This window comes from Motiliproteus sp. MSK22-1 (genome assembly GCF_001968815.1).
Taxonomy (GTDB): Bacteria; Pseudomonadota; Gammaproteobacteria; order Pseudomonadales; family Balneatricaceae; genus Motiliproteus.
The window spans coordinates 1-15,768 of the sequence record NZ_MIEQ01000079.1; the positions used below are offsets into that span (position 1 = coordinate 1).

Annotated in this window: 9 protein-coding genes; all 9 read right to left on the reverse strand. The window is 46.2% G+C overall.

The window, feature by feature from the left end; all coding sequences use genetic code 11:
* Positions 1-139: 139 nt before the first annotated feature.
* Complete coding sequence (gene tnpA, locus BGP75_RS22415) at positions 140-340, reverse strand: IS66 family insertion sequence element accessory protein TnpA (RefSeq protein WP_076721165.1); 201 nt, start codon at positions 338-340, stop codon at positions 140-142.
* A 744-nt stretch (positions 341-1,084) separates the two neighbouring features.
* Positions 1,085-2,794: a DEAD/DEAH box helicase gene (locus BGP75_RS22420; RefSeq protein WP_083704986.1), complete on the reverse strand. Its 1,710-nt coding sequence runs from the start codon at positions 2,792-2,794 to the stop codon at positions 1,085-1,087.
* The gene (locus BGP75_RS22425) at positions 2,787-7,622 is read right to left on the reverse strand and encodes a DUF3684 domain-containing protein (RefSeq protein WP_233153005.1); all 4,836 of its coding nucleotides are present in this window, start codon (positions 7,620-7,622) and stop codon (positions 2,787-2,789) included. The genes BGP75_RS22420 and BGP75_RS22425 overlap by 8 nt, the downstream gene beginning before the upstream one ends.
* Before the next feature lie 69 nt (positions 7,623-7,691).
* Positions 7,692-8,525, reverse strand: coding sequence for an ATP F0F1 synthase synthase (locus BGP75_RS22430; RefSeq protein ID WP_076721167.1), 834 nt, complete (start codon positions 8,523-8,525; stop codon positions 7,692-7,694).
* A gap of 2 nt (positions 8,526-8,527) precedes the next feature.
* On the reverse strand, positions 8,528-9,076 hold the full coding sequence (locus tag BGP75_RS22435; RefSeq protein WP_076721168.1) for a hypothetical protein: 549 nt from the start codon (positions 9,074-9,076) through the stop codon (positions 8,528-8,530).
* A complete protein-coding gene (locus BGP75_RS22440) occupies positions 9,073-10,359 on the reverse strand; it encodes a restriction endonuclease subunit S (RefSeq protein ID WP_076721169.1) in 1,287 nt (428 codons plus the stop codon). Before BGP75_RS22440 ends, BGP75_RS22435 begins: the two co-directional genes overlap by 4 nt.
* Complete coding sequence (locus BGP75_RS22445; protein WP_076721170.1) at positions 10,349-11,986, reverse strand: class I SAM-dependent DNA methyltransferase; 1,638 nt, start codon at positions 11,984-11,986, stop codon at positions 10,349-10,351. The genes BGP75_RS22440 and BGP75_RS22445 overlap by 11 nt, the downstream gene beginning before the upstream one ends.
* Entirely contained in the window at positions 11,980-15,084 is a 3,105-nt protein-coding gene (locus BGP75_RS22450) for a type I restriction endonuclease subunit R (protein ID WP_076721171.1), read from the reverse strand. Before BGP75_RS22450 ends, BGP75_RS22445 begins: the two co-directional genes overlap by 7 nt.
* 92 nt (positions 15,085-15,176) lie before the next feature.
* Complete coding sequence (locus BGP75_RS22455) at positions 15,177-15,344, reverse strand: helix-turn-helix transcriptional regulator (protein WP_076721172.1); 168 nt, start codon at positions 15,342-15,344, stop codon at positions 15,177-15,179.
* Positions 15,345-15,768: the final 424 nt, after the last annotated feature.

The window sequence follows — 15,768 nt, forward strand, 5'->3', positions numbered from 1 at the left end:
ACCCTAGAATAACAAACCCACCCAATCAAGGTGGGTTCCTCAATCGCTTACTACGCTGCGCTAACCCAACTTACCCTTGGCTTTAGCTGAGTCCTAGTTTACAGAAAACCAACTACCCTAGAATAACAAACCCACCCAATCAAGATGGGTTCCTCAATCGCTTACGAATCAATTTAGCTGATGGCTTGGACTTTACGAGGCGCATTTTCCAGTAGCTTATCTGATGAGATTTCAGTCCCTGTTTACGGCAATAATCCACTTGGGACTGGCCACTTTGCTTCCACGTATCAAGATGCTGTTTCCAGGTCTCTCGAAGGGCTTTCAGTTCATTGGCAGTCATAATGATCTCCTTAATTCAGAGATCATGACCTTAGCTGGCGAGCAGCCCTGGTAACAGGTGGGGTTTATTTACCGCTTACCGATGTAATACCGCTTCCTTTCGTTCCTTTTTGTATAGATTCTTTACTGGCTAATTTCAGCCAAGACTGAATACTAATCCTTAGCTCTTCTGCCTGGCAGGGGTGCTCTCCATTAAGCAACTGTTCAATCTGCTTTAGATCACCAGTCAATACAGGAGCAATAACATCAGCAGGACCTTTGAATTTCTCAGCATCTAGCTCTTTCAGTAAACACCAATGATAGAGACTTTCTCGAGTAACAAGTGTGCGGTTGTAATTAACCCTCTTTCTTTTGTTATTCTCACCTTGCTTTGGGAATACCCATATAATTCTAACTCTGTAGGTTCTCCTTCCCTTATAAGTGCACCAATTTCAATCCGAAGAGATCGATATATTTCATCCGCAAAATTAAGCTTTTCTAATAATTCTTGATATTTACTAATACTTTCTGAGTCCGAAGAAGGTTGAAGAGAAGCCAGCTCTTTATCAATCCGACTTCTTATCTTTGATATTAAGGCCTACATAATAATACGCTGCCTCTTTAGCTGAGTACGCTTTTCTAAAACCGGATTTCATTTCTTCCATAAATTCCACCTAATATAAAAAACTAAAGAACCTGATCAATCCAAATCTTCGACTTTAAGACTTCCTTTAAACGCCGGCCCCCTCAGAACAGGAATACTCTACTACTGAAATGATGCGCAAGTCGCCGAAGTACCCACAACCACAAGCAACGATTTAGCTCGACTCATACCGACATACAGAAGCTCGTCATTGGCAGATAAATCGATAGCATCTAGCCCCCATAAGATAACAATCGGGGACTCCAGTCCTTTAAACCGTTTGACAGTCTCCATAAGCACAGTATTAGCGTTCCGGTGGCCTTCCTGAAGCCATACCGCTGGCTTTGGCAAGGGGAGGCGCTGCAAAGCTGAGTAATAATCAGCCTTGTTTAGCGCATCAACGATCAGCACGGTGATATCGCCAGCCGAAACCCCTTGGTTAGCAATAAGGTCCACTATTCTGGCATTGATTTTGGCTGCCTGAACGCTCCGGCTAGGGGCTGCATCAAACTGTATCTCGTCCCCCTCAAGCTTTGGCGGACTAACCGGCACACCTTTGTAATGCTTGTACGCAGCAGTGTGAATCGGAGCTGTATTACGACAGTTAGTCGTTAGGGTGAACGGTTCGTCAGTTATGGGAAAGGTTCCTGCACGCGCATATATGTTCTGATTGTCGTCATAGAACACGTACAGTGGGCTGTTGTCGAAGTCTGACAGCAACAACTCCAGTGGGACCCAAAACTCCTCGCGAAAGTCCTGACCCTCATCGCAAACGATGGCGTCGTAGCGGTCCTCCAAGACATCTAACGAATATGAGAAGGCATTTGGCAATTGAACATCGTAAAGGTTTTGTCCCGGATAGGTACCTTTTGCCTCGCTGATTAGATCACGCCCCGATAACTTGTTAGCTCTATCAACCCGGCCATAACAGAGCTGATGGAAGCTCATCACATCCAAGTTGCCAACATCAGAGCAGATCGCCGATAAGTGATCCGCCAACTGCCGGTTATAGCAAGTCAGCAAAGTATTAAAGCCTTCTCTTGCCAGTCGTCGAGCTTTTTCTAGAGCTAACACCGTCTTTCCAGTACCTGCGCCACCACTCACAGCAACTCTGCGACGAGAGCGCAGGAAATCTAAAACTCGGACCTGGTCATTGGTGAGCTCCAGCCTCCGAGCCTCCTGATCGGCGAGACGCGAAGATACCAGCGGAGCAACGAAGAACGAACGTGCGAAAATCTTGCGAATGACATCAACCCCCCTATTTCCCAAAGGGCTGAAGCTACCCGCATCATCTCCCCAGTACCCAAACGCCTTATCGACCCAGCTCTTGATTTCCACCAAGTCCTGGGATGCTCCGATCAAAGTTTCGGGGTTATCTGGCCGGCTCAGTGCTCGCTTATTGCCAATATCCGGGAAAAAAACCGCGTGCCCTCGTAGAACGTTCCTAAGCTGTAGCTGCCGCCAGCTAGGCTGCTCAGAAAGCTTCGACCATATGGAGTACTTCGCTCTAAGCGCCTGCCCAACAGGGTTTTTAATCGAGTGCTGCTGGTTGTGACGGTCTACAGAGAACCACTCTCCAATCGCAGCATCAAAACGTATACCTCCTCCTTTCACCTCGATGCATAGATAGCCATGGCTAGGATGACAAACTAAAAAGTCGGCCTCTCCATCCCTTGCCTGGTCATCCTCACGACGCAAAATCCAACCTACTTGAAAAAAGACGGCATAGTCTTGTGGTAGGTTGTCTCGCAGCGCCCGGTATAACTTAGCCTCAGCATTAGAAGGGAGTTCTTTCAGTTGTCGCTCAGTAAGGCTGGGTATCATTTCAGACATCGACAGTCTCCTCGACCCGCATTCGCAGTAAATTTAACGTCACATTGGGAGTAACCTGAGGCTTTCCATCGAATTGAATTGTTAAAAGCTTGGTAGAGCCTCGCACAACCACATCTTGGATTACTCCAGCCCCTAAATCCTGATGGTTAATCCGTGCTCCTGGTAGAAAAAAGGCTGTCGGGTCCGCTTGCTCGTCAGTCACCGCATCCCTCCAGTTTCCATCAAACATAAATGCAGTGACTTGAGATGCAGGGCTCTGGATCGGATGAACACGAATAAGCTCGGGATCGGACGCATACTCGACCACGTATAGCCAGTATCGGTCACCATAATTTTGAGCATTGCTAAACTGGAGTTTCGATAGTCCAACCCCCGTTTGATTCCACTCACCGTTGATCCCTTTAACTTCAATCAAACGTTCTTCACCAGTTAAAGGGCTATAACTGACGATGTCATATCCAGGATGTGTTTGGGCCTTCTGCTCAGGAATCCGACCACGTTCGCTCTCATAGGCACATACTGCTTCACGGGCTACGGCCTCAACGGCTAAATTGTGTGTAGATAATCCTTGGCTTTCGTCATTTGCATCCAAAGATTCGTCAAGGCGACGGACATAGGAGAGCAGGCGTCTATCCCATTGCTCCTTGTGCTTAGGCCGCGGCAGGTTACTTCGATGTCTGCCTTTGCTCGAAGGCTTAGCCCCTCCAGAGTAGCTTCCAACTCCAGTTCCAGTTCCAGTTCCAGTTCCAGTTCCAGTTCCAGTTCCAGTTCCAGTTCCAGAGGATTCAGACTGCCCCCCTGGTTCTTGGCTAGTGCCTGAAGGCTGGCTCTCCTTACCATCACTCCCTGATTTCTTAGCTTCATTCGGGCGATGCGGTTGATCCTTTGAAGGCCCACCTTCTAATACCGCACCGTCATTATTGGACTCTTCTGTAGTCTCCAGAAGCGTGTCAGTCACCTCTTCGTGCTCTGAGGATTCAGAACCATGACCGATTTCATCAAGATCAGGCGACGTCAAATCTTCAACCACGGCCTCAGAGTCGGCAATGTGAACATGTGGGAATCCCGCATCATTCAGCCATTGATGCCCTTCCTCCGCCTCCATGCCAATCAAGGAGCGTGCATTCAAGGTTAGTTGCGAAATCTCCCCCCCCGGCTCCTCGGGCATCAATTGATGAAATAATGCGCTTAAAATATACGCCCAACTTCGTTTATTGAGCGGGCGGGCAACAATCAATCGTCCCGTTTCAATGTCATAGAATGCTTGTGTGGAGGCAGGAGGGGCCGAGACTAGGTCGTCTCCAATATGAACAGAAGCCTGAATACGCACAAGATCATAACTAATCGCCTCTAAACCAATGAGAGCTTGATGAACCTTCTTCCTCACTAGAGTCGGTTTATCGTGAAGCAACCTGGCAATCACATTTACCCTTTCCGCAAGAGCCTCCGCCAGGCCTGCTTCGTGATGCTCTTTCCCATCAAAATATTCCAGCTCAACGTAGGCCAGCTCACTCAACCTACGGACCCCGATATCAAACAAGAGCGGCCATACCTCAGGAACGGGTTTACATAACGCCCGGTTCAGTTCTCCCTTGAATTGATCAGCATGCCACTCGCTATCTTGCAGCAATAGCTCATCGGGATAGGTCAACAGATCACTCAAGCTGATCAGGCAGGGAGCCTCCCTCATGCGCCTCAGATCGTCCTGGGGCAGTTCTCCCTTCTCAAAGGCCTCCGCTAGCCTTTCAAGACAAAGATCGTAAACCGCGCGATCCTGACCTGTAACAGCTACGGACTGTTCGTAGAAGCCACCAACGATATCAAGAAGAACATCAACAAGGTCAGTTCCTTCAGGCTCATCTTTCACCCCAACTGCATTGAACAAGGGTTTAAATTCTTCGTAAGTCCCAGGAATTCGGTATGCGTAACGTCCGAGCTGCTGAGGAATCCAGTACAACTGGTTGGGTCTTACAAACTTCTCTTGGTTTTCGACATAGATGCAAGGAGTTCCTGCTAAGCTATCAATCAATGCATCTGACTTACCGGCGCGTTCGTTGAGTACTCGATAAGTGTTGATATGAGGCTGCTGTGAAGTTTCGATGCAATGCTTTAGGTGATCAATAACTACGCTAGTCTCTGGATTACGCGTCACACCCAACTCATCTAGAAAGTCAGTATTCAGGCGTCTCGTGTTACGAAAATCCAGAATATTGACCTGAGAACGAAAAGCCTCGGCACGAAATGGAGCATAAAGTGTGTTCGCTGCATGCCATTCCTCAGCATCCTCCTCGGCAGGAAAGCAGTCGGCCCAATATAAGGCCCCAATGGCTTCCTGAAATGCTGAGGAGTCTTTCCACTCGTCGTATTTGTCGCACAAAGCATAAAAGGCTTCGCTGCTAGCACGCTTCGCATCTTCGGTCGGCTTCCTGTTATTGGCGATATCCAACATCCGCTCAACCAAATGACTCGCGCTTGGGGATCGGCGAACTCCTAAACTGTCGATAAATAGATGAACTGAACGCGCATCTGGAAGACGGCGAACGTCTAACCAAAGCTGCAACCGGTCCCCAAGAACGGCGACCAATTGCTTGTCATGCCAGTAGGTCTCCGTTGGCTGAGACCACCCTCCATCTTGGGTGGGAACCAAGGGGAGAGCCCCCAGCAACTCTCGAATATGTTCATTGTTAACAAGCGTGGGATGTGCTGCCAACTCACCAATCAACTGACTATGTTTCGTCGCGTCGAGAGGACCTGCGTCATTGAAAAAAGTTGGTAATACATTCTCCACAAATGCTTCAATTGTTTGGGTTCTCACACCCAGTTTCAGCGACACAAAGTCCCTTGCAGCCTCTGAAAGAGCCGATGCGTCCAGTAACTCAGCTTGACCAGTAGGGTCGGTAAAGTTGCCAGGCAGCAGCGCATTGGTTGCTGAAATCAGACTGTGACCAGATAGCCAAATCGGGAGTGCACGAAGAGATTCGTAAACATTCATATCAGATGAATCAAGGCGATCTAGGTCTGCAAAGAGGGTGTACAGGTCTCTCAGCTCACTGGGTTCTGTACTAATAGTTCTGGCTAACTCACCAGACTCATTCTGTGAGCTGATATGTGACGTAACCCCTTCAAGGTTAAGCTCCTTTATGTGGCGAGTAATTCTTGTAAAAGGGCATGTCTGGAGGGAAACAATTGCAAGACGAGGCAGCAATTGTGCGGCTCTGGCAGCATCTATCTGCAGCGGTGAAAAGTGCGATTGCTCTACGGTGACCACGTACCGATCGACAGTCACCAGAACAGGCAATGACTTAAAACGCTCTACTACCGCCCGCGTATTGGGGAGCACAACCTTCTCCGGCAGGAGATCATTAACGATACCCCATAGCGGCTTGTAGAACTGAACAAGAGAATCTTGGTCCACCTGCGTCCCTCGTGCAGGCAACTCTCTGGTCGAGGACGAAATCAGGTCAACCAAGAGCTCGATCTTAAGAATCGGCGCCCCAAGCTGGTTAAGGACAGTATGAAACGGGCGCAATGCAGGAGCATAAGTACGCCCATTCACTTGCAGCAAAGCTTTTGCCTGCATTTCGTCCAAAGCAATATTCGGCAGGATCAATCGATCAGGGCGCTGAAGGGTATTATCTAACGCCAAAACGATCGGTAGCTGGGAAGCTGAAGCATGCATCCGATCCCAGAATTGATCGAAGCAAGAGGGGTGGTTCGAAGCTTTAGAGTAGAGATCATAAACCTTGGCAATGATCTTCCAAAAACGCTCATGCCCAAGCATCTGCAGCAGCCCTTCAGGGTCTTTAGCCAGCTCCGCAGCAGCGGAATCAATGAGCATTTCATTCCAGGCTTGCTCATGCTGATGGCCGGCAAAGATGACAGCCTTGCGATCAGCCTCTGGAAAGAAATCTGCGTTGATATGCAACGGAAGGCCAGTCGACTGTTCCGTAGGCAGGAAGGCGTAAAGAAGCCCCTCTACCAATGGCTCGGGGTCAATTCGTAAGCCGATACTGATCAGGGGGCTTCGGTTTAGCGATTTTAGATTGGGGTAGTCCTCATAAAGCTCTTTAGCCGCCTCGCTCGCATCGGCGCGCAAGATGTGCCAACGCTCTATATCTCCACTCGGCTTAAAGGTAGCGATAAGCTCTGAGGAGCCACTGTCACGCTCCAAGTCACAACCAAGCAACAGCGTCCCATTTCGGTATACCGCAGCCTTCTTCACGTATCGGAGAAATAACAGACTCTTGCGAAGCACGGACTGAAAGTCTTCAGCAAGCTGATCGATATGGGAAGCGCTGACATGCGACACACCAAGTTCCAGCCGCGCTTCAGCATTGGGGTCTTTAGCCCAGGGCAGAAAGAACGATGTTCCATAAGGCTCGTCGTGTGGCTCTATTGCCCATGCGCCCTGTTCTGGCTGTAGAGTCAGCTTGATGCCTGACGACCGAATTTCAGGGTGGTCCGTAATCTGATAGGTTGAGACAAAGCCTATACCAAAGCGTCCAATATTTTCGCTTTTGGCAAGTTTTCCACCGCTGCCAACATCGGTTATCCGGTGATAGTCACACCTATAGTTGGTCTCAACGAAATCCTGGCAAGGCTTGCTCAAATCCCCACAATAGGAAAACTCGCCACTGTTGCGGACAAGAAGCCCCTCATCGGTGATGTCGAAAATGATCGATTCAGCTTTAGCATCATCCGCATTTTGGATCAGCTCCAGCGCCATCACGTCGTAGCCCTGCAGTCCCGCTAGGTGGCTACGAATATTACCGAGTAGATTCGCGGTGTAAGAACCAGAGATACGGCTTTGAACTTGTTGATCCATCATCTTGCCCTTTGATATCCGTTGTAGGACGAGTTCGTTCAGAGTATTACAAAGCTTTGAAATAAACCTCTACTAGGCTAGAGACTGCACCGAATTAGCCAGGCGTTTCTCTTGCCCAAACGGAGTGGTGTAAAAACGTTGCTCGATTCCATAAAGCAGCAGTTTAAGGTCATTATCTGAAGAGATTTCTAACTTGCTGTTCTTCTTATCGAATTGCAATTGTTGCTTACAATAGCCATCGATATAGGTGAGCATATTCGTTTTGTCTTGATCGGACATGGAATCAAGCGTCGCCATGGCAAGCGCGACTCGCTTCCGGTTGGGTTTGGAAACCTTAGTAACATCGTACTCATTGGTGAGTTCAATAAACGATGTATCCAAGAACTGCTCTACCTCTGCATTCGTTGCTTCTTTATAAAGCGAATCAATGCTCTTAAATATACTTGATATCGTCGCAAGACTTCTGAATACCAGAGTATCGAAGGCTTTAATATAAATGGCATCCGGCTGGGAATTGATAACCAAACGACTTCCACTTTCTTCGATTTCAGCACACTCTCCAAAACCAATCATCTTCTTTTTCATGAACAAAGAAGGAGTGATTTTCTGGAAGTAGAAATCATCGCCTTGAACAGCGAAAAGATAAGAGATTTTGGCGAACTGCGCCTTCGTCAAATCAGCATAGTCTTTTGAGTCAAAGTCATTCTTAAGAAGATCAATGCAATAACCTTTCTGGCTGAACTGATCTATCTTGAACCACGCATCTTCATCCAAATTGTGGTCAGGGTTGTAATCAACACAACCAGCTAAATTGATGGCAACAGGTTCAAACAGCGTACAATCCGATATCATCTTGAAAAAAGGATTTTTACGAAGTCCTTTTACTTTTGCGAAAACATGATCCATGTCTAATCTTTCTCAATAAAGGTGTAATTATTGATCCTATATGCAGTAGGCATCACGACCTCTTCAGGCTTCTTGTATTTCTCACGACTGATCAGAAAAACTGCTGATCCACTCGTGGTCTTTATGTTGTATAACTCATAACCAAAGACTAAAAACAACGGATTGAAATAAAGGGCCTGAGACAAGAAGGTGAAAACAAAAAGAATACCGTATACAAACACCAGCGTTTCCCAATTGCCAATGCTCAAAGCCACAAAAAAATAGCCAAGATAGCTGGGAAGAAAGCTGTTATTTACATGTTCGATGTTTTCCACCTCACCCTGTTTAAACTCATCTTTACCCAAGCAGGAACTCAGCAGGATGCTCAGCCCTGTCAACAAGACCGGCACCAGGACATAAAACAGATAAGAAGCCGCATTCGGTAACGCCACTAACCATGAACAGCCGGGATAAAGCTTACCCAGCGTGTGACCTTGCTGTACCAGGAAAATGATTACCAGCAACGATGTGGCATTGAAGGTCAGCAAAAGCCGAAATGCGGCATTTATCATTTTACTGTAACCTGGCCGTTCATCAGCATGGGGAGCAACCAATCTCTATGCCTAGAAAGCTCTTTGTTTTCTAGCTGATTTTCAGACATTTTTTCAAAAATAGGATTGAGTAGCTTGCTTAGCTTTACAAGAAGACAAGACTCTTTAGGCAAAGCCATTTTGATATTCAAAACATCCTCAGGAGAAATTGATGGATATGACGATTTTGAAGACTCGGAAATCTTAATTAGTTTTTGTATATTTTCTTCAGCAATAATACAAAGATAGAAAAAAACATTGAGCAAACTATCAGACTTATGAGAAAGCACTGCGTAGCCTGTCGAAGCAATCATGTTTTTTGTCGGCTGCTTAATGATACCGTGGTGAAGTTGATTTGGCCTAACTGTCGAGTAAAGAATATCATTTTCTTTAACCACCATATTTGCTCGACTAGGGATATTATCTCGACCAAACTTAAGGTTTTGCAAATCGCCAACTACGTTCTCGGTTAGACTGGCAGTATCCAAATATTTAATTTCTTCTAAGTCATGATTCTTACCAAGCTTATTAGCATTGCAATTCATGAATTCAGATAAGAAGCTTACACCCCACCCTTTCGGTATCTCCCGTTTCAGACTTGGGTTGTAAACCATTTTTCCACCAGAGGTTTTATAGGGATTTCCGTTAGCGTCTGGGAAGTCGTACTGTACAAACCAGTATTGGTACAGGCTTTTTGCCATCGCCATCAATTCATTGTTGATGCGTTGATTGAGTTCAATCTTATTATCAATTAATGACAACACCTTTACCACTTTATCCTGATAAGGCTTGTCGGGTATTTTGAAATTCAAACCCGTTAGGTAATCTATATTGATGTTGTCTTGTATGCTGCCGCTGGCTGAATTTTGAATTGCTTTCCTTATATATGTAAAAACATAATGCATGAAAAGCTCTGATGACTCATCTTTGTCGGCATTGAATCCTACAATGCTATCTGGAAAACACATGGGATAACCGAGCAAGGCGGTTTCAGCAATATTCGCAGCAATTGTTATACAAAGAGTATTTTCTGGCCAAATAGCGCTTTGCGCCAAACCAAAGTCGTTATAACAAGCCTCGTGAGTACGAATATACAAATCTGCAGACTTTACTTCGCCTGTTTGAACAAGAGGATAAGTCCCATTTTCAAATAACTTTGGATCATTGCGAGGCCGATGCCTAGACTTACCGCGTCGAAACTCACCAAGCTCCGATAATTTTTTGTCTTGCCAATTACCATTATATCTAGATGAATTAAAGATCATAATTCAACCCTGCCAACTGCTCTTTTATCTCCTTTTCAAGATTGCGAGACTGATTGAAAAGACCTTCAAGATTCCCAGTGAATTCTTTCATCTTCTCTTCAAACTGCTCGGGGGTCATATCCTCATATTCAATTTTTACATCGAAATACTGGCCAGCGCTCAGAGAGTAATTCCTATCTGCAACTTCCTCATAGCTAACAGATACGGAAAAGTCATCATGAACCTCTTTTCCGTTAAAGACGTCGATAACCCATTGCTCTTCATCCTGCGACAGTACTGTTCTCTGGTTCTTCCCGTCTTTAATTTTTTCGCCGAGGTTAGATGCATCGATCAGTACTACTTCACCCTTGTTGCTATCGTCGATAAACAGGATAGAAACGTTAGTACCTGTAGTGGCGAAAATATTGGATGGCATAGAAATCACACCAGCCAACATCTTGTCATCAACCAATTTCTGTCTAATTTTCTTATCAATACCTGTCTGAGCAGTAATAAAGCCTGTAGGAACTACCACCGCCGCTTTACCACCAGGCTTAAGTGAGTGGATGATGTGCTGCAAGAACAGTTGGTAGATTTCCATCTTGTCCTTGGCTTTGGCTTTGATCTTCGGGATACCTGCAAAGAACCGATCTTTATTCTCTTTACTGTCTAGATCATCGCGAAAATCACTAAAATCCATCTTAAACGGCGGATTTGAGACGATGTAATCAAACTGTTTCAGTTCGCTACCGTCTTTATGGTACGGATGCAGCATCGTATTACCCTGAATCACATTAGGGATAGAGTGCACGAGGTTGTTCAGGATCAGGTTGAGGCGTAACAGATTGGATGATTTCTGAGAAATATCCTGGGTGTAGATACTGCAGCGGTTCTCACCGATGGCGTGCGCCACGTTCATCAACAGAGTACCTGAACCCGCCGACGGGTCGTAGCAACTGACGTTCTTCACCTTGCCTTGTTGTGACCTGGGTACCAGGATGGCGGACATGATTCGGGCTACGGCATGCGGGGTATAGTACTCCGCATACTTACCGCCAGAGTTGCTATTGTAGTCTTTGATTAGGTATTCAAAGATGGTGGCGTAGAAATCAAACTTCTGAGTAAAGATTCGCTCAAAGCTAAACTCAACTAGCTTATTGATGATGGCACGACAGAATGCGTCGCGCTTGGACTCGTCGGCAATGTACTGACTGATGCGGTCGAACAAAACCACCTTCGCGCCACCATCGGTTTTTACTGCAAACACTTCGTTATTGGTAGTCGCAATGTCTATCAACGTATCGTCAAATAGTTTGGCAAAATCCGGTTCGTTTTGATGACTAAACAGATAGCTAATGAAATGGTGTGGCTTCAATCGTGCTGTGTCGCCGCCCATTTGAAGCTGCAACATTTCCAGCTCATCTTCATCCATCTGGACAAGCGCTTCTTCCCAGCTTGTAGCATTAGCAACGTTCTCATCGTTTTTTTTCGCTTCATAGGCAAATTTATCGTTAAGAAACTTGTACAAGAAGGTCTGGGTAATGATTTTGAACTCATTACCGTCATTGCCTAACCCATAACTAGCACAAATGTTTTTTAGGCTATCGATCAAAGCCTTTGTTTTCTGTTGGAACTCAAGTTCTACCACGTACGTGCTCCGGCATTAAATTCTTTTAAGTATTCGTCGACGATCAGGTGGTTTATGTATCTTGATACGTCGGCGTTCAGTTGTATTTTTTGTTCAGCTTTGAAACGCTTAATAACGAGAGGCATCATCTGTCGTTCAAAGTAACTCTCGTTATTCAAAATTTGGCTATTGTTTAGCACCTGTTCATCAGCATCCAGCTTGACGGCGTTAAGAGCCTCAAATATCCGCCGCTCTGGCTCGCTTATCGAGCCATTCTCTTGCAAGCGCTTGTGGATACGCGTGTACTTCACATCGCCTTGGTACTTTTCGCGTAACTGGTTGTTCTGGCGATTCAGCTCTTTGACACGCGCATGAATCTTGTTCAGCGCATCGATATTCGCCGCCATCTCTTCTTGGGAAACCTGGCTGAGATTCTTTTTCTGAAAGAGGCGCTCTAACTCTTCTTTGAGGGTCACAAACCTGGGGTCTTGTTGGTCGAAATTGCCAGCAAGCGCTTCGCGTGTCTGACGGAGGGTGTTCTTGAGCTTGTCAGCAAGAACTAGTTCCTCTTCACCCACCTTAACGAACTTGAAGATAACGTCCTCTAACGCGACATTCAGCAGATTGGCGGTATCTTTACCCTGCTCTATACCTTCTTTCAGATTAAGCAGGTCCAGATGGTTGCTCGCCTCCCGATAAAGCACATTTAGCTTGGCGAAGTCTAAATCCTGAAGAAAATGGGTTACACCCTGCAAGCGAATAAGGTTGTACAGGCTTTTCGCATCACCTAGCGCCTTCTTCAGCGCTTGTAGGGTTTCTCGATCCTGAATTTGACTGATCTGATCCGAAAATATTTCCGCGTTTTCAATGTTGTAGTGGAACAGCACATCTTTAATATGCTCGATGTCAGCAGCGATCTCCTCCTGAGACTTGAACAGATTGGAGTAATGCTCCATTTCATCACCTAACTCCGACTGCAGTTCGTCAAAGTAGGCCTTGTTGGTCTCCTCAAATTCTTTTTGGATGTCTGCGAAATCTACAACGTAGCCGAAACGGAAATCCTTATAGGTTCGGTTGACCCGCGTTAAGGCTTGCAGCAGGTTGTGCTTACGAATGACCCGGCCTAAGTAGAGCTTCTTCAAGCGCTTGGCATCAAAGCCAGTGAGCAGCATGTTGTAAACAAACAGGAAGTCGATTTTCCCTGCTTTAAAGTCTTCTACCCAATCTTTACGTTCGTCTTTGGTACCGATGTCATGCAGGATCAAAGCGGCACTCTTAGCCCTGTTCTGCTCCTTTCTAGCTGCCTGGTATGAGGGTGCAGATTCAGCCACCTTCGCAGACTCGTATGTCGCGCTATTACTTGCTTCCTGAGTAGCCTTTCTGTTCGCGCACTTTTCTTCAAAGAGATCAAACATCCCTTTGGCTTGCTCTGAACTGTCGCAAATCACCATGCCCCCGATGGTTGCATCGTTCATCGCACCTCGACTTGTCTCAAAGTCAGAGACGATATAGTCGAGCATGGGTTCGACAAAGCTTGGGTGAGCGTAGATCAGCTTGCGGTCTACATCACCCATTTTCACCTCAACATCCGCTAAGGCTTGCTGCAATACCATCTTGTAATTGGTGGCTATCTCTTCTCGAATCAGGCGCAGGGTATAACCGTCAGCAATGGAGGCGTTGTAGTAGTACTTATGGATGTAGTCACCAAACAAGGCGCGAGAATTGTAATCGTCACCCAACAGAGGTGTTCCGGTTAGGCCGATTTTGATCGCGTTATTATCTGACTGGTCCAGATTGGCTAAGAAGCTGCCTTTAGGGTTGTAGCTCCTGTGAACCTCATCCAGAAAGTAGACGCGCTGAATGACAACATCGTAATCCTTGGTGGACACCACATTCGGGTCATCCTTAAACTTCTGGATATTCACCACTGTGATTTCAGGTTTCCCAGAGTGATTATGAATAACCAGGGTGGCTTTGATATCTTTGGTGAAGGCTTCGCGAGAATTAATGGTATGTACGGTCAAGCCACGAGAGGTAAATTCGCGCTTCGCCTGCTGAAGCAAGTCCAGCCTGTCTACGATAAAGTAAAACTTCGGTACAACCTTTTGCGTTTGGAAGTAATCAGTTAAGAACCGCACGTTGTAGTAGGTTAGCGCCGTCTTTCCGCTACCTTGGGTATGCCAGATAATCCCTTTCTTAACGCCTTCGCTAAGCTTGCTCTCAATTGCTTTAGTGGCGAACAACTGCGGATAGCGCATCACATGTTTCTGCAAGCCATCCGTCTCTGATACGTAAGCCAATGCGTAGCGCAAAATGAAGGCCAATCTTTCTTTGCTGACCAGAGAGGTACAGATTCGATTGGTGGGCCGATTCGGGTCTTTATTGACCTGAAACTCTTGGCTACTACGAATCACCTCTTTGTTGTTGTCTTTCAGAATTAGAAGCTCGTCCTCGTCAGAAAGAGGCTTGAGCAGCGCTGTTAGGTTAAGTACTTCCTCCTCGCGGAAGTAGTTGAACACCGGTTTGTGGTAAGAACTACTGGCGTAAAATGCACCTTGAATCGGTTCAGGATCAGTATCGTCGTACTCCATATTGTTGGAGAAGATCATGAACTGGGTGATGTTAACGAAGCGCTTGAACTTTTTGTTTTGAAAGCGCTTATCGATGCGCTCACGCTCAGCCAAGATGCCTTTGCGGTTGTTAGGCTTTTTTACCTCAATGAAGACCAGCGGCATACCGTTGATCAACAGAATAATGTCCGGACGGAATTCTTCATCACCATTCTGATAGGTAAGTTCTGTAACAACATGGAAGCTATTGTTATTGAAATTCTCGAAGTCAATCAGCTTAGTGTTGGAGCGATTCGTTAGTTGCTCGAAAAAAGCTTGCCCCAAATCCTCGTTGTCTAGCTGCAGCTTAACCTCTTCAAGCAAACGGTTGATATCGGCCGAATCAATCCCTGGGTTAATCTTTGCAATCGCTTTGCTAAACAACTCAGGGAAAATATTGGTATCCAAATCCCACTGTTGATCCTTCAGCGACAAGTAGTCGTAGCCAAGCTTCATGAGGTGAAGAATGGCTGGAATTTTCACACGGGTATCTTCGTTAAATTCTGACATTTACCTTCCTTATGCGCTCTCGCGGAGAACAATCCATATATTCGATTCAATTAACGCTAGTCGTCACAAAGTTCAAGTAAATCAAGCGCTTGTCAGCCAAGCGATCTGCATGGTTTTTCTATCGCGTCGAGGTCGACCCGCTGGGCCATTTCCTTATACAGCAGCGTAACGGTATTGCGATTGAGCCCAGTTTCCCGCGCCACATCGACAACCTTCATCTTGCGCTCTCCCATGAAGCGCGACAGATGACATCGAATCATTATTTGTTACCTGCACCTTTTGTTGCTGTTGATCGACATATTGAGAGGATCGTGTAGCTAACTTATGCCTTTATGAGACGCTATATGTCTTTTTTCGATTCAGAATAGATTTCTCATCAGAGACTACCACTCCATCCTGGGTATTACGATGATTTACGAGACTTCAAACTGTCGTTGGTGGACTCAAGCAATAGGAATGCACTACTCTATCTGCAAGGTGGTTTTACCCCGTTTCCACGGACAGTCAGTTAAGAGCATTCTGAGTTATTAACCCGGCGTACAAATAGACGAATTATGGTACACTGCCGGGTATGAATAAAACTGATGCCCGCAAGCTATCTTCTGAAATACAACAACACAATCGAGACTTGGCTATTCGGCTCTTTGGACAGGGCCAGACGCGAAAGCAAATAGCTGAAATTGT

What these genes read in the sequence shown, in the direction of transcription:
- tnpA (WP_076721165.1), bottom strand. Translation starts at nt 340, where the DNA reads ATGACTGCCAATGAACTGAAAGCCCTTCGAGAGACCTGGAAACAGCAT.
- BGP75_RS22420 (WP_083704986.1), bottom strand. Translation starts at nt 2,794, where the DNA reads ATGTCTGAAATGATACCCAGCCTTACTGAGCGACAACTGAAAGAACTC.
- BGP75_RS22425 (WP_233153005.1), bottom strand. Translation starts at nt 7,622, where the DNA reads ATGATGGATCAACAAGTTCAAAGCCGTATCTCTGGTTCTTACACCGCG.
- BGP75_RS22430 (WP_076721167.1), bottom strand. Translation starts at nt 8,525, where the DNA reads ATGGATCATGTTTTCGCAAAAGTAAAAGGACTTCGTAAAAATCCTTTT.
- BGP75_RS22435 (WP_076721168.1), bottom strand. Translation starts at nt 9,076, where the DNA reads ATGATAAATGCCGCATTTCGGCTTTTGCTGACCTTCAATGCCACATCG.
- BGP75_RS22440 (WP_076721169.1), bottom strand. Translation starts at nt 10,359, where the DNA reads ATGATCTTTAATTCATCTAGATATAATGGTAATTGGCAAGACAAAAAA.
- BGP75_RS22450 (WP_076721171.1), bottom strand. Translation starts at nt 15,084, where the DNA reads ATGTCAGAATTTAACGAAGATACCCGTGTGAAAATTCCAGCCATTCTT.
- BGP75_RS22455 (WP_076721172.1), bottom strand. Translation starts at nt 15,344, where the DNA reads ATGATTCGATGTCATCTGTCGCGCTTCATGGGAGAGCGCAAGATGAAG.